Below are 21453 nucleotides of genomic sequence, written 5' to 3' on the forward strand. Positions count from 1 at the left end.
GAACGGGCGTACGACCCGACGGACTGGAGATCCTCATGACCCTCACGATCGAAGGCTTCGACCACCGGCGCGTCCCGGTCGCGGACGGCGTGTCGCTCAACGCGGCCGTGGGCGGCTCGGGCAGTCCGGTCGTCCTGCTGCACGGCTTCCCGCAGACCCACCTGATGTGGCGGCACGTCGCGGCCGACCTGGCCGCCGACCACACCGTGATCGCCCCCGACCTGCGGGGCTACGGCGCCAGCGACAAGCCCGCCGACCCCGACGGCCGGGCGTACTCCAAGCGCACCATGGCGGCCGACGTCGTCGCCCTGGCCCGGGCCCTCGGCCACGAGCGGTTCGCGCTGGCGGGCCACGACCGCGGCGCGCTGGTCGCCCTCCGCGCCGGGCTCGACCACCCGGACACGGTCACGCACCTGGCCTCGCTCGACGTCCTGCCCACGCTGGACATGTGGGACGTGATGCGGGGCGCCTCGGCCGCCGTCGGCTTCCACCTCTACCTGATGGCCCAGCCACCCGGCCTGCCCGAGCAGATGATCTCCGCGAGCGCGGACGCCTTCTTCGGGTCCTTCCTGGACGGGTGGGCCAACGACCCGGCGGCGATCCCGTCCGACGTCCGGGCCGAATACCTGAAGGCCTCGCGGGAGGCGGTCCCGTCGATCGTCGCCGACTACCGGGCCTCGGCGTCGGTGGACGTCGAGCACGACACGGCGGACCGGGAGGCCGGCAACCGGCTCCAGATGCCGGTCACCGTCCTCCAGCAGGACTGGGGCGCCGCGCTCGGGTACGACGCCGCGGCGCTCTGGGAGGCCTGGGCGGCGGACCTGGAGCACACCACGGTCACCAGCGGCCACTTCATGGCCGAGGAGTCCCCCGCCGCGGTGGTCAAGGCCCTGCGCGCCCTGATGGCGCGCTGAGCCGCCACGGCGGGATGCCGCGCCGAGCCCGGCGGGGTAGGACTGACGCCATGGACGCCGTATCCGTCGAGCCCGCGCAGGTCTTCGCCTACCGCGCGCTGAGACACGACCTCGACTCCCAGGGGGCCGAGCCGGAGACGCTGGGGGCGCTGGAGACCGGGCTGCAGGACACGCCTCCCGGCTCCGCGCTCCTGGCCGTGCGCGCGCGGACGGGCGTGGACGACCCGGAACGGCTGCGGGCCGCGTTGTGGCCCGCGGGTCCGCTGGTGCTCCTGTGGTCGGTGCGCGGCGCGGCGCACCTGCACCACGAGGACGACCTCGGGCTGCTCGCCGCCGGCCTCCGCCCCGCGGGCCACGCCGACGCCATGGGCCGGCTGCTGGCCTACGGGACCGAGCTCGAGGCCGCCGGGATCGAGCCGGACGACGCCGTCGACACCATCGCCGGCCACATGCGGGAGATCGTCACCGGCCCGACGCCGAAGGGCGACCTGTCCGGGCAGGTGGCCGGGCACCTCCCCCGGGTGCTGGCGCCGTGGTGCGAGGGGTGCGGGGTCTTCCATCCGCAGGACCAGATCTTCCGGCTGGCGGCCGTCCGCGCCGGGCTCGTCATCGACCCCGGCGCCAAGGGCGTGGTGTTCCGGCCGTTCGGCGGGCCGGTCGCCGAGGTCGAGCCGGACGAGGCGCGGCGCGAGCTGGTCCGCCGCCTCGTCCGGCGCCTCGGCCCCACCGCCCCGGCCGGCCTCGCCGACTGGATCGGCTCGCGGCCCGGTCCGGTCCGTGCCCTGTGGGACCTCGTCGCGGACGAGCTCGTCCCGGTGAAGGCCGGCGGGCGCAAGGCCTGGATCCTGGAGGCGGACCTCGACGCGCTCCGCACCGCCCCCGAGCCCGAGCGCGTCCGCCTGCTCCCGCCGGGCGACGTGCTGCTGCGCGGCTGGGACAAGAAGCTCCTGGTCCCCGAGCAGGCGCTGCGGTCGAAGGTGTGGAAGCCCGCCGGGGCGCCGGGCGTCGTGCTCGCCCGCGGCGAGGTCGCCGGGATCTGGCGGCCCCGGGCGAACGGCGCCCGCCTCACCATCACCGTGATCGCGTTCCGCCGCCTGTCCGCCTCCGAACGGGCCGAGGCCGGCCGCGAGGCCGCCGCGATCGGCGCGGTGCGCGGGGCGAAGGACGTCACGGTCGTGCACGAGGACGCCTGACCGGCCGGCCCTCCCCGGACAATCCGCCTCCGGCGGCGTCCGGGCCGGGCAGGCGCGATGACGTTCCACATGCTGACCGGCGACCCGCCGGGGCCGCCGCCGTCCTGACCCCGCCGAGCGCCGCGCAACCCCCGACCGTGTCACCTCTGACCGTGTCACACCCGAGCGTGTCACCTAGGTTGGCTGTCCATGAGCAGCAGCGCGCACGAGGTCACCTCCCCGGCACCGCCCCGCCTGGAGGAGGTCAGCGACGGGATCTTCGGCTACATCCAGCCGGACGGCACGTGGTGGATCAACAACACCGGGTTCCTGGCGGGCTCGCGCGGGGTGGTCAGCGTAGATGCCTGCTCGACCGAACGCCGCACCCGCGCCTACCTCGACGCGATCGGGACGGTGACGGCGCGGCCGGTGCGGACCCTGGTCAACACCCATCACCACGGCGACCACACGTTCGGCAACTACCTCTTCGGCGGCGCGACGATCGTCGCCCACGAGGGCACGCGCGAGGGGGCGATCGCCTGGGGCCGGCCGTTCGACGAGCCGTTCTGGACCAAGGTCGAGTGGGGCGGCGTCGAGATCGAGCCCGCGTTCCTCACCTACACCGAGGGCGTGACGGTGTGGGTGGACGACCTGCGCTGCGAGGTCCGGCACGTCGGGACCGCGGCGCACACCACCAACGACTCGATCGTGTGGGTCCCGGACCGGCGCGTGCTGTTCTGCGGCGACCTGCTGTTCAACGGCGGCACGCCGTTCCTCATGCAGGGCTCGATCGCCGGGGCCGTCACCGTGCTGGAGGAGGTCATCGCCCCGCTCGGCGCCGAGACCATCGTTCCCGGGCACGGGCCCGTCGCCGGTCCCGAGCTGATCGACCACGTGGTCGGCTACGCCCGCTTCGTGCAGGCCACCGCGGCCGAGGGCAAGGCCGCCGGCCTGTCGCCGCTGGAGCTCGCCCGCGAGACCGACCTCGGACCGTACGCCGAGCTCAGCGATCACGAGCGCATCGTCGGCAACCTCTACCGCGCGTACGCCGAGCTCGACGGCGCCGAGCCGGGCGCGCAGATCGACCTGGTCTCGGCGCTGAACGACATGGTCGCCTTCAACGGCGGCCGCCCGCTCACCTGCCGCGCCTGACGGGGGCCACGGCGACGCGGACGGACCCCGAGCCCGCCGTCTCCGAGAGCGGCTGGGTCAGAGCGACTTGAGCCTGGCCCAGACGGTCTTGCCGCCGCCCCTCGTACGCTCGTAGCCCGCCTCGACCGACAGCGCCTCGACGATCGTCAGGCCCCAGCCGCCGTTGTCGTCGAAGTCGGCACCGCCGGACCGGGTCCTGTCGGCGGGCCGGTCGAAGTAGGGGTGGGCCACGCGGGCGGGATCGTCGCGGGCGGGATCGTCGGCCAGGTCCAGGCGGGGCTGCCGTGCCTGCGGCAGCGCGTCGACCGGGTCCCAGACCTCCAGCAGGACGCCGTTCGGCTCGCGGGACAGGCGCACCTGGACGACCGAGCCGGTGGGGGCCGCCTCCACCGCGTTGGTGACGAGCTCCGCCGCGACGAGCGTCGTGTCGGTGACCAGGCCGGCGAGGCCCCACTTGAGCAGCCGCTGCTCGACCAGCGTCCGCACCAGCCCGACGGCCGCCACCGAGGCCAGCAGCTCCAGCCTGAGCTCATCAGTCTTCATCATGGCGTCTCTGTGACGCATGTGACGGACGCCTGGTTTCAGCGGAAAACGGCGACCGGATGGACGTCCAGGAGACCGGTCTCGGGGTCCCATCCGTTCACCTTGCCGAGGCAGCGGCCGTGGAACCGTTCGGCGTCCTGATCCCGCAGGTCGCGCGGGGAACAGCTGATCTTGACGTGCGGGCCGCCGGACGACGGCGCGCCGTACGGTGCGAGGAAGGTCACCTTCCCCGGCCCGGCGTCGGCCAGCCGGAACAGCCCGGTGACCGAGACGTAGTGACCGCGCAGGTCGCTCAGGCGCAACGTCCGAGCGCCGGGCCGGACCGGGCCCGCGGTGATCGTGCCCTCGGTCAGGTCGGCGTGCACGACCCCGTCGCGCTGCTCCAGGATCTCCATGACCTCGGCGATGACCGTGATCGGCTCCTTCTCCTCGATGTAGCTGAGGAGCTTCTCGTCGCTGGCCTCCCGGCCGCCTCCGCCGCCGAGGCCGTAGACCGAGCCCCACGCCTCTCGGGACCGGCTGCGGGTCGTGCGCTCGGTGACCTGGCGGACGAGGGCGGGCCGGACCTTGCTCGTCTGGTAGACGCCCATCACGGACCGGGCGTTCAGATAGACGCAGATGTCGACCACGCCCTGGCCCGGCCTGGTGCGGCGGTGCCGGCGGTGCGCGGCGGCGACGTAGACGACCAGGACGGCGAACGCGGCGAGCGTGGCGAGCCACACGAGCATCCACGGCAGGTTGATGCTCCGCCACAGGCTGTCAGCGGCACCCACGGATCTCCTTGAGGGCTTCGAGTAGGGACGGCCGGGTGTCGCCGTCGACGTACCGGCCGCCGGTGGCCGCGGCCACCCGGCGCAGGCCGGTCCGGTCGGCGTCGCCGAAGCCGATGGCGAACGTGGGGACGGCGCGCGGCCGGTCCCGGCGGAGGAAGGCGTCGAGGGTGAGGCCGCTGTTGCTCCGGCCGTCGGTCATGAGGACGATCGACGTGCGTCCCGGCGTGGCGTACGCGTGGTCGAGGGCCGACCAGACGGCCGTGCTGCCGTCGAAGTCGTCGGCGCCGACGGCGTCGCGCAGCCGTTCCATCGCGCCGGGCTCGCCGACCGTGAACGTGCGCTCGGACAGGACGCGCCCGCCGAAGCGCACCACGGTGATCCGCTCGCCCCGGTGGAAGCGCACGAACCGGCCCGTCGCCGAGTCGTCGGCGCCGCCCAGCCCGGCGAAGGCCGACTTCACCGCCTCGATCCGGGCGCCCGCCATGGAGCGGGAGAAGTCGAGGAGGAAGACCACCCCGTCCGGCGCGCGTTCACCGGGTGGCGCGTAGTTGGCCAGCAGGGTGTCGAGCACCTGCCGCTGGCCGGGGAACGGCAGCGCGTTGCCGACCGGGGCGCGCAGGCGCGGATCGCGCGTCACGCCCGGCGACAGCGGCCGCCGCGACGTCCGCTCCATGATCTTCCGCTGGGTCGCGTCGCGCTTGAGCCAGGCCACGACCTTGTCGTACGCGGCGCGCTTGGCCGGGTCCAGCAACATCAGCGGGTGGTCCGACATCACCATGCCGTCCCGCGGATAGACGATCTCCAGCGGCTGCCAGAGCCGGCCGTTCAGCGCCAGCAGCGTCGACTCGTGCGCGATCACGCCGTCGGCCGCGCCCTCGTTCGCGGCGTAGGCTCCGGCCGAGGTGAGGGCGTGGCCGGTGAAGAAGCCGCGCAGCCGGTCGCAGCGTACGGTCTCGGGCCGCAGCACTCCCCCGCCCGCCGCGGTCGCGACGCCGACCAGCGCCGCGAGCCCGCCGCCGTCCGTCCTCGGGTCGGCCATCGCGAAGCGCACGTGCCCCTGCGCCGCCGCGTCCGCGATGTCGGCCCACGAAAGACCGGGCCGGCCCTGGCGCAGCCGCGCCGCGGTGGCGGGCTTGAGCCCGATGACGACCGGGGAGAGCATGGTCGTCGTGCTGAGCGGCGGCTCGGTCCGGGTCCCCTTCAGCCGGAGCCGGAAGGACCGGTCGGACGAGAGCCAGGCCAGGTCGTGCCGGTAACGGCCCGGCTCGAGCGCGTCGCCGCGCGGGTCCAGCCGCAGCCGCACGCCGGTGTCGCGTTCGAGATCGGCCAGCAGCGGCCCCATGTCGCGCAACTCGGACGCCGCGAGCACCGACAGCTCCGTGCGCGCCGTCCCCGAGCACCCGCCGATCGCCAGCAGCAGCGCCACCGCCCCCGCGCGCCACCTCACGACGGCTTGCTCTCGGCGCAGCCGACCTCGACCAGCATCCGTTCCAGGTTCGCGACCGAAGGAAGCACCGTCCTGGTCAGGTCCGGCGCCGCCAGGGCGGGCGACGGGACCCGTTCCTGTTCCAGGTACGGCCCGAGGTGCTGCCCCTGCGGCGCGCCGGGGTCGTCGAGCAGCCGGTAGCCGAGCTCCACCGCCCGCCGGCGCAGCGCCGGGTCACTGATGATCAGCTCGCCGAGCCGGTCGCCCCTGTCGTTGAACGAGATGAGCTCCGGCAGCGGGAAGAACCCCGGCTGCGGGTACATCAGCACCCGCCCGGTGTCGGTGCCGCCCCGGTCCAGCTGGTACGCCAGGAACTGGTGCTCGTACACCACGATGATCGGCGCGATCTGCCGCCCCTCGCTCGCCACGTACGTCTTGAAGATCTCCGACGTGGGCAGCCCCTGCTCGGTCAGCAGCGGCTTGATCCGCCGGGCCAGCGCGACGGCCTCCCGCTCCGACCCGGCCGCCTTGTTGCCGTTCTCCACGAACGCCATCAGGCCCATGTACGTCGCCGCCGAGTTGGCCGCGCACAGGTCGGGGGTCTGCGCCAGCACCAGGTTGCCGTTCGACACCCCGTGCCCGGCGATCCCCAGGTCGTCCCACCTCTTCCCGGCCTTGATCAGGCCGAGGAACGCCTTCATGTCGAGGTCGTAGTAGAGCGAGCCCGCCCTGTCCTGGGGGCGGGCCGCGCCCGCCCGCCGCAACGTCTCGGCGTACTCCCGGAAGGTCGCCAGCACGATCGGGCTGACGAACGGCCGGAACTGCCTGGCCCGCAGCCCGCTCGCGTTGCGCTGGTCCAGGATGAGCCGCGCCGACGGCTGCCCGGACGGGAACGCGAAGTCGTACTCGCCCAGCGAGTTGACCGCGACCTCCCGGGACGACGACTTGGTGATCCGCACCCGGATGCCGTGCCGCATCAGGATGCGCTGCACCTCCGCGTCCTCGAAGTAGTCGCCCTTGGACGCGAGCTTGCCCTTGATGACCACGACCCGTTCGAGCGGCAGCAGCAGCTTCTCCTGCCCGGCCAGTACCGCCAGCCCCGCCAGCGGCACCAGCGCCAGCGCCGCGAACCGCGTCAGGAACCTGCGCCTGAGGAAGTACGGAGCCGACCGCAGGACGTTCAGTGACGGCTCTTCGGTCGCCGGAGAACCCAAGGTCACGACCTCCCGCCGGTACGCGCCGAGTTCAGAGCCGGCCGGCCCGGGACCGGCCGCTGATTAGACAGCCCTCCCCATCATCCGGTTCCCCCTCTCTAAGCCCAGTCCCCCCGGCCTGACGGGACTCGGCTCGCGGAGTTCGTAGAATCGGGGGGTAAGTGATCATTTGGGGAGGGGTGGGCCGTGCAGCAGGCGTTCGTCTATGACCAGGTCGCGGTGCTGGTGCGGCACTGGTTCGAGATCGACCTCGACGACAGCCATCTGGAGCACGGGGCGCGGCTGGAGGTGCGGTGGCTCGTTCCGCAGGAGAGGCGCGGCACCGAGTCGGCGGCGCAGAAGATCGTGGTGGACGAGCCGCTCTGGCGGGCCGATCTCTTCGACCGGCTGGACGGGCCGCCCGGGAACTTCGCGGCGGCGCACTTCCATCCGTACTTCAAGGGCGTCGAGCCCAGTGAGCGCGACTACCTGCGGGAGGACCCGTGGGAGTGGCTGCGCGGCCAGCTGGCCGACGTCGGCGCCGCGAGCGGGGTGCCGCTGGACGCCGGGGACGTGGCGGGCGTGCGGGCCGACGCCGAGGAGATCGTGGCGGCTGCCCGGCGCCGGGCGGCCACCGAGTGCACGTCGATGGAGCGCTGCCACGCGTGGACCCGGGACGCCCGCGAGGCGGTGCGGCTCATGCTGGACCAGCTGGCCCGCCCCGACCTCCTCGATCGAGAACGGACGGCCCTGTGGTAGCCGGGGACCTCGACCGGCTGGTGGCGGAGGGCGAGGAGCAGCTCGAGGCGCTGGAGCCGGGCGACGCCCTGTTCACCTGGCTGCGCTCGTACATCACGCACGTGGCGTCCAGTCCCGAGCCGGTCATCGCGGCCGGGGGGCGCCGCACGCCGCTGACCACCGAGTGGCACGAGGCGATGCACGCGACCGTGTCGGCCCTGCTGACGCGGGCGCAGCGGGCGGGGACGGTGCGCGCGGACCTCACGGCGCCGGACCTCCTGACCATGGCGAACGGGATCGCCGTGACAGGCGAGGGCCCCGAGCAGAGACGGCGTTTGCTGAGGATGCTCCGCCGGGGCACGTCGCCGGGCTAGTCGTGGTCGTAGACGGTGACGTCGAGGCCCTTGGTGACCAGGCGGTCCTGGATGAGCGGCTCGACGCGCTCCCATTTGCCGCCGGAGAGGCCGCAGCCGATGCGGGGCATGTGGATCGATGCGTTCAGGCCGGCCGCGCCGGGGGCGAGGGCCGCCAGGCAGGTGTCGAGCGCGTCGTAGCGGATCGGCGGGCCCTTGCGGCTGGGCTTGATGCCGCGCTGCGCGACCATGTTGGCCACCCAGGTGTACGGGTCGACCTGGACCAGCTGGACGGCGCCGAGGCCGAAGTCGTTGCCGGAACGTTGGCGGTACCAGGCGCGGTAGGCCTTCTCGGGCTCCGGCCAGCGGCGTGAGATCGCCAGGACGAAGCCCTTGCCCCACCCGCCCAGGTCGTTGCAGACATGGGCGATGACCTTGACCCCCTTGGCCTGGGGTGACGTGGCATCACCCCTGAGGTACGCGATCTCGGCCATGACCCGAAGGTACGGGGTGCCTCCGACATTTCGCCGACCAGTCAGGTGGAGAGGAGCTTGGTCTTGGCGGCGGCGTACTCGTCCTGGGTGAGGAGGCCCTGCTGGACCATCTGGCCCAGCTGGAGGAGCTGGTCGGCGACCGTGGCGGTGCGGACGCTCGCCTGAACGGGTTCGGGTGGCGGCGGCTGCGGCGGGGCCTGAAGGTCGGCGATGGCCGCGTCCTGCTGGGCCTCGCGCTGGGCGTTCGAGGCGGCCCGGCGGCCCATGGCGTAGGCGCTGCCGCCGATGAGGGCGCCGCGCAGCAGGGGCATGCCCCGGCGTCGGACGATCATGATTTCTCCGGGATGTGCTCGGCGGGGATGCGGATGGAGGCGGCCAGGCGGCCGCCGGCGTCGCGGACGGCGTCGGCGGCCTCCCTGGCCCAGGCGTGCTCGACCAGGACGGCCAGCGCGCAGGTGCCGGGGTCCAGGCTCGCGCCGACCTCGTCGGCGTCCTCGGCCCCGATCAGGTCGTCGCGCAGGTCGCGGCCGGACACCACGCCTTCGAGCTCGGGGATGTCGGCCAGTTCGGTGCTGGTGACGGCGCCGTCCGCACCCTTGACGACCACCAGCGAGTCGACGATCTGGACGCCGCCCGCGCGGCGCAGGCCGGCCAGGGCGTCGACGGCCTCCTTCCCGGGCGCGGGGCCCGGGAAGGTGAGCACGACGAACTCCAGGGGACCCCAGGTCATGTGCATCGCCTCCAACGGATCATGTCCTGCTGACATACCCGCCGGAGGCAAAGCGGGGTCCATCACCGGGCCAAGCGCAGTACCTCCCTGCCGGTGAGGGCGCGGTCGAAGAACTTCAGGCCGTCCATGCGGCAGGCGCAGGGGTTCTGCTCCCGGTCGTTCTGCGGGAAGCTGCCTCCGATCTTGATGCCGCGCGGGTCGGTGGCGGTGGTGACGTCGGGTTCGGGCGGCCCTTCCACCGCCCAGGGGTCGCCGGCGACGGTGGTGAAGCCGTCCAGGGGCCGTCCGTTCTTGTAGAGCCGCATGACGGCGTTGTCGAAGTCGAACGTCGCGGTCAGGTGGACCCAGGTGTTCGGCGGCAGGACCGACTGCCAGGGCTCGGACGCGGCGAACGTCTGGGACGCCGAGCCGTCCACGCGGCGGGCGAGCGCCACCACGCGGAGTTCGCCGGAGACGTTGATGACCTCCAGGAGGGCCCGCACGTCGTGGCCCGCCGAGTTGCCGCTGAGGATCCCGGCGAGGCCGACGGCGTTGTAGAGGTCGTCGGGTTCGGGCGTGTTGGTGTTGGGGCTCGGGTTCTGGCCGGTCGTCTTGAACCAGCCCATGATCGTGACCTCGCGGACGGCGTTGAACGCGCGCAGGCTGGTGACGCCGGTCGCCGAGTACGTGCCCGCCTTCCAGTCGTCGTTGGCGCCGGGCCGCTGGCCGGTCTGGAGCGCGTGCCCGCGGCCGTCGCGGACGCGCATCGCCGCGCCGCCGTTGACCAGGTCGATGGCCGTGCCCGAGCGGCCCCGGTCACGTTCCCCGGCCGGGTTGCCGCGCACGGGGTGGTCGAAGTCGTACGCGGCGATCAGATGGTGCCGGAGGCTGTCTGGGCGGGCCGCCGCGGGGGTTGCAGCGGCCACCACGAGCGACCCGCCCAGGGCGGCGGCCGCGAGGGCCGCCGCCGTCCTGTGGGGCCTCATCGCGCGACCGTCCCGGTGATCCGGACGTCGCGGACGCGGCCGATGTTGTCGAACGAGCCGAAGCCGACCCGGCCCGAGGCGAACGTGGTGTCGACGGCGGTCATGAGCGGGGTCCGTGACCCGTCCAGGTAGACGGCGGTCTCGCCGGTGTCCGCGCAGTGCCGCAACCGCACCTTGTGCCACGCGGTGTCGGTGACGGCGGGCGCGGCGCCGCGGGACCGGACGGCGTTCCACTGGTCGTCGAGCCGCAGCCGGTCGGCGTTGTTCACGGTGAAGATCCCGTTGTGCGGATAGATCGTGTTGTCGGAGGAGAGGTGGGCGTAGGAGAACTCCAGGTCCGAGCGGTGGTCGTACACGAGGATCACGTCCCTGTTGGTGATCTCCACCGGGGTGTCCAGCCGGACCTCGGCGTCGAGCTGGAACGAGCCCCACACCGGACCCGCGGTGAGCACCGCGTACTCGAACGGGCGGCGCGGCCCGGGACGTTCGGCCCCGGCCTCGGTGAGGATCGCCTCGCGCCCGGGGAAGCTCCACTTGGCCGGCGTCACGGGCGCCCAGTCGCCGCCCGCCATGACGTGCCTGACGGTGGTGCGGCCGACGTCGCAGGACGCGAAGCCCCGCGTGCCGGTGACCTTCCAGATCTTCCCGTTCGACTTGGCGATCAGGTAGAGCTCACCGGCGGCGTCGCGGCCGATGCGCAGGTCGACCCGCTTGGGGTCGCCGATCGAGCCGGGTCCCGACAGGTCCGGCATGGTGACGCGCTTCCCGGCGGCGTCGTAGAGCATCAGCTGGTGCAGCGTGGCGGGCTCGCCGCCGAGGCGCATGTCGCGTTCCTCGGTGTAGAAGATCCGGCCGTCGACCAGGTCGTCGAAGACGTACTTGCCGCGCAGCGCCGCGATCTCGCCGCGGTAGACGAAGCCGCCCGCGACCGCCCGCCCCACGTCGGTGGTGCAGTTCCAGCCGGGCGCCGGGTTGTGGTCGTACATCGCGACCGGGTAGGTGAAGCCGTTCCGGGCGTCGTCGGCGGGCAGCGGGTAGAGGCGGTGGCACGGGTTGACCGGCTCGCGGTCGAACACCCAGTTGCCCTCGCGCTCGCTCCAGCCGAGGTTGGCGCCCGGCCGCACGTCGTAGATCGCCTCGATGGCGTGCTCGCCGATGTGCCCGAGGAACATGCGGTGGCGGCCGCCCGGGTCCCAGCTGAAGCGGTGCGGGTCGCGCATGCCGTACGCGTAGATCTCGCCGAGCTTGCCCTCCTGGCCGTAGAACGGGTTGCCCTTGGGGATGCCGTACCGGCCGCTGGCGCTGTCGGTGCCGCGCGGGTCGATGCGCAGGATCTTGCCCTGCGGGGTGGTGAGGTCCTGCGGGCCGGTGTTCCGGACGCCGGAGCCGCCGTCGCCGGCCGCGACGTAGAGGACGCGGGCCTCCTCGCTGCCCGGACGCGCGGTGGGGTTGAAGTCGATCTGCTGGATGCCGTGGATCTGCCCGGCGAAGCCCAGCCGCAGCACCTCGCGGCGGCTGCCGCTGAACGTGCCGGCGGACGGGTCGCCGGCGGTCCACTCGGTCACGATGCCGTGGTAGATCGTGTTGGGCTGCGGGGTGAGGTCGGGCTGCCGGGTCGCGGCGGCCGCGCTCTCGGTGTGCACGGTGTAGAAGCGGCCGTTGCGCTTGAAGCCCGGGTCGAACGTGACGAAGCCGAAGCCCTGGCCCATGCCGCGCCCGGAGAAGAACGCCGGGGCGAACGTGGCGCCGACGTCGAGGTAGACGGCCGGGGCCTTGCCCTTCTCGACCAGGTACAGCCTGCCGTTGAGGTCGGGCACGTACTTGCGTCCCGAGCCGTCGGGGACGTCACCGAGGTGGTTGATCCGCGCGACCCGCATGAGGCGCTGGTCGGTCGGCGGCGGCGTCGGGTCGGACTTGGGGAACTGCGCGAACTCCTCCACGGTGAGCCCGAGGCCGGAGGTGACCGGCTCCTCCGGGATCGGGTCGAGGATCGGCTCGCCGGGGGGCGCGGAACGTGCGTGCGCCGGTGCCGCCTGCAGCAGTGCGGCCAACATCATGACGATCGTCGTCAGCAGGAACCATCTGTGCTTGCGCATCCCACCCATCCTCGGGTCGTAGTGAAAGCGCTTTCTCAATGCCTCCGGAAAATCAGGCGACGTGCTCGGCGTACCGCTCCAGGACGAGGCCGAGGGCCTCCGCGCCCGGCATCGCCCACAGGCCGGTGTTGAAGATCTCCACCTCCACCGGCCCGGTGTAGCCCGCCGCCTCCACCGCCGTGCGGAACCGGCGGAGCTCCACGCAGCCGTCGCCGAGCATGCCTCGCCCGGTGAGGACGCCCTCGGGCAGCGGCGTCACCCAGTCGGCCACCTGGAAGATCGCGATCCGCTCCCCCGCCCGCGCGATGTCGACGTAGGCGTGCGGATCCCACCACAGGTGGTACGTGTCGACCACGACGCCCACCTGCTCGGCCGGCGAACGTTCGGCCAGGTCGAGCGCCTGGCCCAGCGTCGAGATCACGCACCGGTCCGAGCAGAACATGGGGTGCAGCGGCTCGATGGCGAGCCGCACGCCGTGCTGACCCGCGTACGGGGCCAGCTCCGCGATCGCGTCGCCGACCCGCTGCCGCGCGCCGTCCACGTCGCGCGCGCCGGGGCCGTCCGGCAGGCCGCCGCTCACCAGGACCAGAACGGGAGCGCCCAGCTCGGCCGCCTCCTCGATCGCGCGCCGGTTGTCGTCGAGGGCTCCCCGCTCCAGGAAGAAGCCGCCCCGGCAGAGCGAGGTCACCGCGAGCCCCGCCTCCCGGACCAGCTTCGCCGTCCGCGCGAGCCCGAACTCGGCGACCGGCTCGCGCCACAACCCGACGCCTGTCACCCCCGCCCCGGCGCAACCGGCCACCAGGTCGGGCAGCGGCCAGTACCGCGTCGTCCACTGGTTGAGGCTGAACGGCCCCGCGCTCACGACCGCACTCCCTGAACGGCCAGCCAGGCGCGCATGCGGGACGCGGCCAGCTCGGGATCGGGCAGCAGTCCCGCGGCGTCGGCGAGCGTGAAGAGCCGCACCAGATGCGGCACCGGCCGTGCGCTCTCCAGGCCGCCGACCATGCGGAACGCGTCCTGGTGCCCGCACAGCCAGGCCAGGAACACCACGCCGGTCTTGTAGTAGTAGGTCGGCGCGGCGAACAGGTGCCGGGACAGCGGTACGGTCGGCGCGAGGATCTCGTCGTAGGCGTCGAGGTCCCCCGCGTCCAGCGATCTCAGCGCCGCGGCCGCCGCCGGGGCGATCGGGTCGAAGATGCCCAGCAGCGCGTCGCTGTGCCGGTCCCCGTCTCCCCGGATCAGCTCGGGATAGTTGAAGTCGTCGCCGGTGTAGAGGCGCACCCCGTCCGGCAGGCGCCGCCGCAGCGCGATCTCGCGGCCGGCGTCCAGCAGCGAGATCTTGATGCCCTCGACGCGCGGCGCGTGCTCCTCGATGAGCGCGAGCACGTGCTCCGCGGCGATGCCCAGGTCGCCGGAGCCCCAGTAGCCCGCCAGCGCCGGGTCGAACATCGGCCCGAGCCAGTGCAGCAACGCCGGCCGGTCGAGCCCGCCGAGCAGCCGCCCGTACACCTTCGCGTAGTCGGCCGCGCCCCGCGCCGTGGCGGCGAGCTGGCGGCTGGCCATGATGACCGGGACCGCCCCGGCGCCGGCGACGACCTCCAGTTGCTCCTCGTACGCGGCGGTCACGGCGTCCAGTGTGGACGGCCCCGGCGGCAGCTGGTCGGTCCCCGCGCCGCAGACGATCCGGCCGCCGCGCGCCCGCGCCTCGGCGCCGCTCCGCCGGATCAGCTCGCGGGTCGTGTCCCAGTCCAGGCCCATGCCGCGCTGCGCGGTGTCCATGGCCTCGGCGACCCCGAGCCCGTGGTCCCACAGGTGCCGGCGGAACGCCAGCGTCGCGTCCCAGTCCAGGGCGCCGGTACCGCTCAGCGGGTCGGCGACGACATGGGCCGCCGCGTAGGCGGACCTACGAGCGCTGGGGGCGGCGGTGCGCTCGTAGGCCCGCGGCTCACCCAGGGTGTACGGGGTGAGCGTGCCGTCCGGTTCGGGCAGTCGCAGTTTCATGTCAGCGGTCGCTCCGGTTCGTGTCCGCGCCGGTTCATGTCCGCGCCAGCTCCGGCACCTCGACGCGGCGGCCCTCGCGCCAGGCGCGCAGCCCGAGCTCGGCGAGCTGGACGCCGCGCGCGCCGGAGTGGAAGTCCCAGCGGAACGGCGCGTCCTCGGCCACGTGCCGAAGGAACGCCTCCCACTGCGCCTTGAAGCCGTTACCGAACTCGGTGTTGTCGGGCACCTCGAGCCACTGGCCGCGGAAGTCGTCGGTCGCGGGCAGGTCGGGGTTCCAGACCGGCTTGGGCGTCGCCGACCGGTGCTGGACGCGGCAGCGGCGCAGCCCGGCCACGGCACTGCCCTCCGTCCCGTCCACCTGGAACTCCACCAGCTCGTCGCGGAACACCCGGGTCGCCCAGGACGAGTTGATCTGCGCGATGACGCCGCCGTCCAGCTCGAGGATCCCGTACGCGGCGTCGTCGGCGGTCGCCTCGTAGGGCTTGCCGTCCTCGTCCACCCGTTCGGGGATGTGGATCGCGCCCAGGCACTGCACCGACCGCACCGGCGCGACGATCTCGTCCAGCACGTAACGCCAGTGGCAGAACATGTCGGCGATGATCCCGCCGCCGTCCTCGGCCCGGTAGTTCCAGCTCGGCCGCTGCGCCTCCTGCCAGTCGCCCTCGAACACCCAGTAGCCGAACTCGCCCCGCACCGACAGGATCCGCCCGAAGAAGCCGCCGTCGACCAGCCGCTTCAGCTTGCGCAGCCCCGGCAGGAAGAGCTTGTCCTGGACCACGCCGTGCTTGATCCCCGCCTCGCCGGCGAGCCGCGCCAGCTCCAGCGCGCCGGAGAGGTCCTCGGCGAGCGGCTTCTCGGTGTAGACGTGCTTGCCCGCGGCGATGGCCGCCCTGATCGCCGGCGACCGGGCACCGGTGATCTGGGTGTCGAAGTAGATCTCCACGCCGGGCCTGGCCAGCGCCTCGGCCAGGTCGGTCGTCCACTCGCCGAGCCCGTGCTTCTCGGCGACGGCCCGCAGCTTGTGCTCGGTGCGGCCGACGAGGATGGGCTCGGGCCACAGCACGGTCCCGTCCGTGAGCGGCAGCCCGCCCTCGTCGCGGATCGCCAGGATCGATCTGATCAGGTGCTGGCGAAGCCCCATCCGTCCGGTCACGCCGTTCATGACGATGCCGACGGGCCTGCGTTCCGTGCCCATGAATCCCCTTCGTCGCAGAGAGCGGGTCGCTCGTGGAGCGGTAGGTCGTGCAGCGGGTCAGTCGTGCGCCGACTCGGCGCCCAGGAGATCGCGGATGCGGCGGGTGGCCCGGGCGAACTCGGGCCGCGCCATGGTCGCGGCGTAGTCCCGCTCGGCGGGCAGGCCGACGTCGATGATCTCCTCGACCGTGCCCGGCCGCGGGGTCATCACCACGACCCGGTCGGCGAGGTAGACCGCCTCGGCGATGGAGTGCGTGACCAGCAGGATCGTCGTGCCGGTCTCCCGCCAGATGCGGTTGAGCTCCACGTTCATCTGCTCGCGGGTGAGGGCGTCGAGCGCGCCGAACGGCTCGTCCATCAGCAGGACGGGCGGCTCGTGCAGCAGGGCGCGGCAGAGCGCGACGCGCTGCTGCATGCCGCCCGACAGCTCGTGCGGGAGAGCGTCCTCGAAGCCGCCCAGCCCGGTCATCTCGATGAGCCGGGCGGCCCGCTCACGCGCCTGCGCGGCGGGCATGCGCCGCATCTCGGCCTGGAGCAGGATGTTGCGCCGCGCGCTGCGCCACTCCAGCAGGGCCGCCCGCTGGAACACGTACCCGATGTCGTGGCGCGGTCCGGTGACCTGCTCGCCGCGCAGCCGCACGACGCCGCCGGACGGCTTGAGCAGTCCGGCCACGAGCTTCAGCAGCGTCGACTTGCCGCAGCCGGAGGGCCCCACGATCGCCACGAACTCGCCCATGGCGACGTCGACCGACACGTCCGACAGCGCGGTCACGTCCCGCTTCTTCGTCCGGAACCGCACGGCGACGTCCTCGATCCGCACCGCCGCCGGGGCGCCGGTGCCGGCGTCGGGCGCCGTCACGGTCCTGTCCTCGCTGGTGATCTTCACGGCCCTCCGTCGCGGTCGGTCAGCCCTGCGGGGCGACGTTGGAGGCCCAGTACTCGTCCGGGGTCTCGGGCTTGCCGATGATCCCGGTCTGGGCGAAGAGGTCGATGGTCTGCGTCCAGTCGGCGGTGGTGTTGATCCCGGGCGCCTTGCCCTTGGTGGCGTCGGTGTGGAGCAGGGTCAGCGTCGTCTTGAACTGGTCGGTCAGCACCGACACCGGCGGCAGCTGCGCGGACGCGCCCTGCATGGACGCGACGGCGCCCGCCTGGTCCTTCTCCGCCGCCGTCCACGCCTCGCTGGTGGCGGCGAACATGCGCTTGGCGAGGTCGGGCGAGCTCTGCAGCTTGCGCTCGCCCACGATCAGGCCGTTGGAGTAGTAGTTGAGGCCGAACGCGGAGAAGCGCAGGTACGACACCGGCTTGCCGGACTTGTTCTGCATCGTCGGGCCCTGGTCGTTGGCGTACCCGATGAGGGCGTCGGCCTTGCCGGAGAGCACCGCGGCCATCTTCCCCGCCGGGTCGGTGTTCTGGATCTGCACCTCGGACGCGTCGACGCCGTTCTTCTCCAGGAAGACCGGGAACGTCTTGGACGGCGCGTCACCCGCGGTGGAGGCGATGCGCTTGCCCTTGAGGTCGGCCGGCGTCTTGATGCCCTTGCTGGTGAACGACTGCACCGAGACGGGGGTGGTCTGGAGGAAGACGCCGAGGCTCTTGACCGGCAGTCCCTGGCCCACGCCCGCCATCAGCGGCGGCGTGTCCGCCCAGCCGAAGTCGGTCTGCCCCGCGCCGGTCGCCTGCACGGTCTTCTGCGAGCCCTGCCCGGCCTTGATGTCGAGGGCGATGCCGTGCTTCTCGTAGATGCCCTGCTTCTTGCCGTAGTAGAACGGCGCGTGCTCGCCGTACGGGTACCAGTTGAGCGTGAGGGTGACCTTGTCGAGCTCCTTGCCGGAGGCGCTCTTGGTCTTGTCGCCGTCGTCACCGCCGCACGCGGCGGCGGCGCTGAGCGCGACGACGGGGACGATGACGGCGGCGAATCTGCGGAGTCTCATGGGGGTGGACCTCCGTCGGTCTCGGGCGGAAAGTGTCGGTGGGCCGTGCGTCGGCAGGCGGTGTCAGTAGGCGGTGGTCACGGCCGAGCCGCGGCGGCTGGCGTGCCAGGGGATGAGCAGCGCCTCGGCGAGCTCGACGAACATGAACAGCACGACGCCGATCGCCGACATGACCAGCAGGCCGGCGAACAACATGGGGGTGTCGAGGTTGCCGTTGGCCTGGAGGATCACATAGCCCAGGCCCTCGTTCGCCCCGACGAACTCGCCGACCACCGCACCCGTGACGGCGAGCGTGACCGCCACCTTCAGCCCCGAGAACAGGTACGGCAGCGACGCCGGGAAGCGGATCTTGCGGAACGTGGCGAACGATCCGGCGCCCATGGTGGACGAGAGCTCGAGCATCTCCGGGTCGACCGCCTTGAGGCCGGTGACCATCGCGATGACCACCGGGAAGAACGAGATGAGCACCGCGACGAAGACCTTGGGCGTCATGCCGAAGCCCAGCCACACCACGAACAGCGGCGCGATCGCGATCTTGGGGATGACCTGCGCGAAGAGCAGGACCGGGTAGAGCGTCTTCTCGATCGTCGAGGAGTAGACCATGACGACCGCGGCCAGCACCCCGAACGCCACCGCGAGCACGAAGCCGAGCAGCGTCTCGTAGGTGGTCACCCAGCTGTGGTGCCAGATGTAGTCCCACTTGCCCGTCAGCACGTCGAACGTGCGGCCCGGCGACGGCACCAGGTAGGGCTTGACCAGCTCGGCCGCGGTGACGGCCCACCAGGCGGCCAGGCATGCCACCAGGAGCACCACCGGCCGCCACGACCGTTCGAGGGCGTCTCGCAGCCGTTCGCCGGCGCCGGGCCTGTCCCGTTCCGCGACTCCGGCCACCGGAACACCGGAAACCGTGCCCTGACTCACCACGAGCACCTCCATCGGCGGGCTCAGAAAGCGCATTCAGAAAGCGCTTTCTGTTGTACGATATGGACGCGGTCTGGCACGGTCAAGGGGTCGTCCCGGACTTCCGGTGGCCGTCGTACGCGCAACGGGGAGGGGTCAGTGGTGACCGGGGAACGCACGCACGTGACATTGCAGGACGTGGCGCGGCGCGCCGAGGTGTCGCTCGCCACCGCCTCCCGCGTCCTCAACGGCACCTCGCAGGTGCGCGCCGACCTGCGCGAACGTGTCCTCGCCGCGGCGGCCGACCTCGCCTACACCCCCAACGCCCACGCGCAGGCGCTGGCCGGCGCCTCCAGCCAGGCCATCGGCGTGATCTGCCACGACGTCAGCGACCCCTACTTCGCCGCCATCGCCCGGGGCGTGATGCGCGCCGCCAGCGAGCACGGCCAGCTGGTGATGCTGGCCAGCACCAACCGCGACCCGGCCCGCGAGGTCGAGTACATCGCGATGCTCCGCGCCCAGCGCGCCCGCGCCATCCTTCTCATCGGCTCCGGCTTCGAGGACCGCGCGTGGGAACGGTCGATGGCCGCCGAGCTCGAGCCCTACCAGCGCGCGGGCGGCCGGGTCGCCGTCGTGAGCCGCCACCGCAGCCTCAAGGTCGACGCGGTGCTGCCGGAGAACCGCGAGGGCTCGGCGGCGCTGGCCCGCGCCCTCCTCGATCTCGGCCACCGCGACTTCGCGGTGCTGACCGGGCCGCTCGCCCTGACCACCGTGTCCGACCGGCTCGCCGGGTTCCGTGACGCGCTCGGCGAGGCCGGCGTCGAGCTGGCCGGCGACCACGTGATCGAGGCGCCGTTCACGCGGGACGGCGGGCACGCGGCGGCCACCGAGCTGATGCGCCGCGGCCTGCGCCCCACCTGCGTGTTCGCGGTGACCGACGTGATGGCGATCGGCGCGCTGACCGCGTTCCGCGACAGCGGCCTCGACGTGCCCGGCGACGTCTCGCTGGCCGGCTTCGACGACATCCCGATCGTCGGCGACCTCACTCCCCCGCTGACCACGGTCGCGCTGCCGCTCGACGAGATGGGCGAGCGCGTCACCAACCTCGCGCTGCGCGACCCGCGCGGCCGCCGCAGCAGGGTCGAGCGCATCACCGGCCGGGTGGTCCTGCGCGCCAGCACCGCGCCCCTGCGATGATCCCCGTTCACCCTGACGCTGTCAGCGGTGACTGTTAACGTCCCGGACGTGGAAGTCACGGCCAGCGATCTCATCGGCATGCTCGGCGACCCGGACGAGGCCGTCCGGCACGGCGCCGTCCGGGCCCTGTGCGAGTTCGATCCGGCCACGGTCGTGCCGCGGCTGCGCAGGCTGCGGCACGAGAGCCGGGGGCCGCTGCGCCGCCGGGCCCTGGAGGCGCTGGCCGCGGTCGGCGGGCCGGACGCCCTCGACGACCACGACCGGGCGGTGATCAGGCGGCTCATCCGTGTCAAGATCCGCGGTGAGGTGCCCGCGCCGATGCACCTGTGCGGCTCCTGGTTCGCGCTCCCGACCCCCGACCAGGAGGCCGTGCTCGACGCGTTCGGCCTGTCCTCGCCCGAGCCGGTGACGATGCGGCTCGGCGCCGGCGCCTGGAACCACGACAACCACGACTGGGCCCACCCCCGCGCCGAGCACCGGGGGTGCCACCGCGTCTACGTCAGCCCGGTGCTGGACGGCTGGACGCTGGTGTTCGGCGACCGGTCCGACGACGTCCACCGGACCGGGCCGCCGCGCGACGAGGCCTACGAGGAGCGTCTCCGCGGCGTGGTGCTCGCCCGCTGCGCGGCGCTCGGCCTGCGCTTCGGCGCCGCGCACTGGTACGGGGTGAGCTGCGGCGACGGCTGGACGGCCTGGACCGTCGCCGAGGGCGGCGAGATCGTCCGCCACTACGACGTGTCCGACCCCGACGACCAGATCGGCCGCCCGCTGCCCGCCGAGGAGGGCCTGCTGCCTCCGCACGTCCAGGCCATGCCGGAGGGCTGGCACGACGGCGTCGACCTCACCGACGCGGCCGCGCTGCGGGCCCGCCACCGCGAGGTGCGCGAACGGCTCGGCATCCCCGCCACCTGCCATGCCACCGTGGTCGCCGCCGGGTCGTCGGTCGATCCGGCGGCGCTCGGCCCCGCGACCCGCGTCGAGGGCCACGGCGTGCTCGCCCTCACCGACTGCGGCCGCGAGCACGGCCATCCCCGCGGCGCCCTGGCCATCTAGTGGCGGGCCGGGCCGGCTAGAGGTTGTTGCCGGGCGGCGGCACGGCGAGCCCGCCCGGCACTCCGCGCAGGCGGCGCACCGACCAGTCCTGCCCCTCGTTCTCGGTGAGCGCCCCGACGTTGGCCACCAGCCGGGCGGCCGGCTCGATCTGGTAGGGCGCGGCGCCGGCGGCGTACAGCGCGATCTCCTTCTCGACGGCGTACCTGGCCTGCGAGTAGCTCACCCAGTTCTCGTTCAGCCCGAGGATCTGCCGGAGCCCGGCACCGACCACCACCAGGGCGCCGAGCACCGCGCCCACGCCCGCTCCCCCGTCCAGCGCGGCGGACACCGGGATGGCCGCCGCGATGATCAGGATGATCAGTTCGAGCGCGTAGTGCTCGAGCCGGCACCGGCGCGCGTGCACCGAGTACCAGCGCCACTTGGCCAGCACGCTGTCGGGCACCGGAGAACCGTCGGCCCCTCGCGCCGACCACACCCAGTGCCGCTCGTTCCGGTCGCCCGAGTCTCGTGTCTCCGTCATCAGCCCTCCAGCGTTCGCGTTGATCCGCTTCCGCGAGCGTTGCCCACCGGCGCCGCTCCGGCAAGACGTCCTGGCATGAACGTCAGGCTCGTCCATCCCGACGACGCG

The 21453-nt window shown here is 73.0% G+C and carries 23 protein-coding genes; 7 read left to right on the top strand and 16 right to left on the bottom strand.

Annotated elements, in window-relative coordinates; genetic code table 11:
• Window positions 1-35: 35 nt before the first annotated feature.
• From ABZ810_RS15140 to ABZ810_RS15150, 3 genes are all read left to right on the top strand, one after another.
• Window positions 36-914, top strand: coding sequence for an alpha/beta hydrolase (locus ABZ810_RS15140; RefSeq protein WP_358403309.1), 879 nt, complete (start codon window positions 36-38; stop codon window positions 912-914).
• 50 nt (window positions 915-964) lie between these two features.
• Window positions 965-2107 (top strand): crosslink repair DNA glycosylase YcaQ family protein, encoded by a 1143-nt coding sequence (locus ABZ810_RS15145; protein WP_358403310.1) that lies wholly within the window; start codon window positions 965-967, stop codon window positions 2105-2107.
• 189 nt (window positions 2108-2296) lie between these two features.
• Window positions 2297-3238 carry an MBL fold metallo-hydrolase gene (locus ABZ810_RS15150; RefSeq protein ID WP_358403312.1) on the top strand — a complete coding sequence of 314 codons (942 nt, stop codon included), beginning with the start codon at window positions 2297-2299 and terminating at the stop codon, window positions 3236-3238.
• Window positions 3239-3295: 57 nt separating this feature from the next.
• Here the strand turns inward: ABZ810_RS15150 and ABZ810_RS15155 are convergent, their stop codons facing one another.
• Genes ABZ810_RS15155 through ABZ810_RS15170 form a run of 4 tightly spaced genes read right to left on the bottom strand, consistent with a single transcriptional unit; the run spans window position 3296 to window position 7200 of the window.
• Complete coding sequence (locus ABZ810_RS15155) at window positions 3296-3781, bottom strand: ATP-binding protein (protein ID WP_358403314.1); 486 nt, start codon at window positions 3779-3781, stop codon at window positions 3296-3298.
• A gap of 38 nt (window positions 3782-3819) precedes the next feature.
• Window positions 3820-4554, bottom strand: coding sequence for a hypothetical protein (locus tag ABZ810_RS15160; protein WP_358403316.1), 735 nt, complete (start codon window positions 4552-4554; stop codon window positions 3820-3822).
• Window positions 4541-6001 carry a VWA domain-containing protein gene (locus ABZ810_RS15165; RefSeq protein ID WP_358403318.1) on the bottom strand — a complete coding sequence of 487 codons (1461 nt, stop codon included), beginning with the start codon at window positions 5999-6001 and terminating at the stop codon, window positions 4541-4543. Before ABZ810_RS15165 ends, ABZ810_RS15160 begins: the two co-directional genes overlap by 14 nt.
• Window positions 5998-7200, bottom strand: coding sequence for a hypothetical protein (locus ABZ810_RS15170; protein ID WP_358403320.1), 1203 nt, complete (start codon window positions 7198-7200; stop codon window positions 5998-6000). Before ABZ810_RS15170 ends, ABZ810_RS15165 begins: the two co-directional genes overlap by 4 nt.
• 180 nt (window positions 7201-7380) lie before the next feature.
• Between ABZ810_RS15170 and ABZ810_RS15175 the strand changes: the two genes are divergently transcribed.
• Window positions 7381-7932 (top strand): hypothetical protein, encoded by a 552-nt coding sequence (locus tag ABZ810_RS15175; protein WP_358403321.1) that lies wholly within the window; start codon window positions 7381-7383, stop codon window positions 7930-7932.
• Window positions 7926-8285, top strand: coding sequence for a hypothetical protein (locus tag ABZ810_RS15180; protein WP_358403323.1), 360 nt, complete (start codon window positions 7926-7928; stop codon window positions 8283-8285). Before ABZ810_RS15175 ends, ABZ810_RS15180 begins: the two co-directional genes overlap by 7 nt.
• Here the strand turns inward: ABZ810_RS15180 and ABZ810_RS15185 are convergent.
• From ABZ810_RS15185 to ABZ810_RS15235, 11 genes are all read right to left on the bottom strand, one after another.
• Window positions 8282-8758: a macro domain-containing protein gene (locus ABZ810_RS15185; protein WP_358403324.1), complete on the bottom strand. Its 477-nt coding sequence runs from the start codon at window positions 8756-8758 to the stop codon at window positions 8282-8284. The two genes, ABZ810_RS15180 and ABZ810_RS15185, sit on opposite strands and share 4 nt — an antisense overlap.
• Before the next feature lie 41 nt (window positions 8759-8799).
• Window positions 8800-9090, bottom strand: coding sequence for an SHOCT domain-containing protein (locus tag ABZ810_RS15190; protein ID WP_358403326.1), 291 nt, complete (start codon window positions 9088-9090; stop codon window positions 8800-8802).
• Window positions 9087-9488 carry a DUF6325 family protein gene (locus tag ABZ810_RS15195; RefSeq protein ID WP_358403327.1) on the bottom strand — a complete coding sequence of 134 codons (402 nt, stop codon included), beginning with the start codon at window positions 9486-9488 and terminating at the stop codon, window positions 9087-9089. The genes ABZ810_RS15190 and ABZ810_RS15195 overlap by 4 nt, the downstream gene beginning before the upstream one ends.
• 62 nt (window positions 9489-9550) lie before the next feature.
• Complete coding sequence (locus ABZ810_RS15200) at window positions 9551-10453, bottom strand: LamG-like jellyroll fold domain-containing protein (protein ID WP_358403329.1); 903 nt, start codon at window positions 10451-10453, stop codon at window positions 9551-9553.
• Window positions 10450-12549, bottom strand: a complete 2100-nt coding sequence (locus ABZ810_RS15205) for a PQQ-dependent sugar dehydrogenase (RefSeq protein ID WP_358403330.1) — start codon at window positions 12547-12549, stop codon at window positions 10450-10452. The genes ABZ810_RS15200 and ABZ810_RS15205 overlap by 4 nt, the downstream gene beginning before the upstream one ends.
• 52 nt (window positions 12550-12601) lie before the next feature.
• The gene (locus tag ABZ810_RS15210; RefSeq protein WP_358403331.1) at window positions 12602-13411 is read right to left on the bottom strand and encodes a sugar phosphate isomerase/epimerase family protein; all 810 of its coding nucleotides are present in this window, start codon (window positions 13409-13411) and stop codon (window positions 12602-12604) included.
• Window positions 13408-14550 (bottom strand): dihydrodipicolinate synthase family protein, encoded by a 1143-nt coding sequence (locus tag ABZ810_RS15215; RefSeq protein WP_358403333.1) that lies wholly within the window; start codon window positions 14548-14550, stop codon window positions 13408-13410. Before ABZ810_RS15215 ends, ABZ810_RS15210 begins: the two co-directional genes overlap by 4 nt.
• A 34-nt stretch (window positions 14551-14584) precedes the next feature.
• Window positions 14585-15745: a Gfo/Idh/MocA family oxidoreductase gene (locus ABZ810_RS15220; RefSeq protein ID WP_358403334.1), complete on the bottom strand. Its 1161-nt coding sequence runs from the start codon at window positions 15743-15745 to the stop codon at window positions 14585-14587.
• Between the two features lie 57 nt (window positions 15746-15802).
• On the bottom strand, window positions 15803-16630 hold the full coding sequence (locus ABZ810_RS15225) for an ABC transporter ATP-binding protein (protein ID WP_358403336.1): 828 nt from the start codon (window positions 16628-16630) through the stop codon (window positions 15803-15805).
• A gap of 19 nt (window positions 16631-16649) precedes the next feature.
• A complete protein-coding gene (locus ABZ810_RS15230; protein ID WP_358403338.1) occupies window positions 16650-17675 on the bottom strand; it encodes an ABC transporter substrate-binding protein in 1026 nt (341 codons plus the stop codon).
• 63 nt (window positions 17676-17738) lie between these two features.
• Entirely contained in the window at window positions 17739-18566 is an 828-nt protein-coding gene (locus ABZ810_RS15235) for an ABC transporter permease (protein WP_358403339.1), read from the bottom strand.
• Window positions 18567-18737: 171 nt separating this feature from the next.
• Between ABZ810_RS15235 and ABZ810_RS15240 the strand changes: the two genes are divergently transcribed.
• Window positions 18738-19772 (top strand): LacI family DNA-binding transcriptional regulator, encoded by a 1035-nt coding sequence (locus ABZ810_RS15240; RefSeq protein WP_358403341.1) that lies wholly within the window; start codon window positions 18738-18740, stop codon window positions 19770-19772.
• A 48-nt stretch (window positions 19773-19820) separates the two neighbouring features.
• A complete protein-coding gene (locus tag ABZ810_RS15245) occupies window positions 19821-20825 on the top strand; it encodes a HEAT repeat domain-containing protein (protein WP_358403343.1) in 1005 nt (334 codons plus the stop codon).
• Between the two features lie 16 nt (window positions 20826-20841).
• Here ABZ810_RS15245 and ABZ810_RS15250 read toward each other — a convergent pair whose 3' ends face one another.
• Window positions 20842-21345: a DUF4231 domain-containing protein gene (locus tag ABZ810_RS15250; protein ID WP_358403344.1), complete on the bottom strand. Its 504-nt coding sequence runs from the start codon at window positions 21343-21345 to the stop codon at window positions 20842-20844.
• Between the last annotated feature and the right edge of the window lie 108 nt (window positions 21346-21453).

Source organism: Spirillospora sp. NPDC047279 (genome assembly GCF_040643285.1).
Taxonomy (GTDB): Bacteria; Actinomycetota; Actinomycetes; order Streptosporangiales; family Streptosporangiaceae; genus Spirillospora.

What these genes read in the sequence shown, in the direction of transcription:
- ABZ810_RS15140 (WP_358403309.1), top strand. Translation starts at nt 36, where the DNA reads ATGACCCTCACGATCGAAGGCTTCGACCACCGGCGCGTCCCGGTCGCG.
- ABZ810_RS15145 (WP_358403310.1), top strand. Translation starts at nt 965, where the DNA reads ATGGACGCCGTATCCGTCGAGCCCGCGCAGGTCTTCGCCTACCGCGCG.
- ABZ810_RS15150 (WP_358403312.1), top strand. Translation starts at nt 2,297, where the DNA reads ATGAGCAGCAGCGCGCACGAGGTCACCTCCCCGGCACCGCCCCGCCTG.
- ABZ810_RS15155 (WP_358403314.1), bottom strand. Translation starts at nt 3,781, where the DNA reads ATGAAGACTGATGAGCTCAGGCTGGAGCTGCTGGCCTCGGTGGCGGCC.
- ABZ810_RS15185 (WP_358403324.1), bottom strand. Translation starts at nt 8,758, where the DNA reads ATGGCCGAGATCGCGTACCTCAGGGGTGATGCCACGTCACCCCAGGCC.
- ABZ810_RS15190 (WP_358403326.1), bottom strand. Translation starts at nt 9,090, where the DNA reads ATGATCGTCCGACGCCGGGGCATGCCCCTGCTGCGCGGCGCCCTCATC.
- ABZ810_RS15195 (WP_358403327.1), bottom strand. Translation starts at nt 9,488, where the DNA reads ATGACCTGGGGTCCCCTGGAGTTCGTCGTGCTCACCTTCCCGGGCCCC.
- ABZ810_RS15200 (WP_358403329.1), bottom strand. Translation starts at nt 10,453, where the DNA reads ATGAGGCCCCACAGGACGGCGGCGGCCCTCGCGGCCGCCGCCCTGGGC.
- ABZ810_RS15205 (WP_358403330.1), bottom strand. Translation starts at nt 12,549, where the DNA reads ATGCGCAAGCACAGATGGTTCCTGCTGACGACGATCGTCATGATGTTG.
- ABZ810_RS15215 (WP_358403333.1), bottom strand. Translation starts at nt 14,550, where the DNA reads ATGAAACTGCGACTGCCCGAACCGGACGGCACGCTCACCCCGTACACC.
- ABZ810_RS15220 (WP_358403334.1), bottom strand. Translation starts at nt 15,745, where the DNA reads ATGGGCACGGAACGCAGGCCCGTCGGCATCGTCATGAACGGCGTGACC.
- ABZ810_RS15230 (WP_358403338.1), bottom strand. Translation starts at nt 17,675, where the DNA reads ATGAGACTCCGCAGATTCGCCGCCGTCATCGTCCCCGTCGTCGCGCTC.
- ABZ810_RS15250 (WP_358403344.1), bottom strand. Translation starts at nt 21,345, where the DNA reads ATGACGGAGACACGAGACTCGGGCGACCGGAACGAGCGGCACTGGGTG.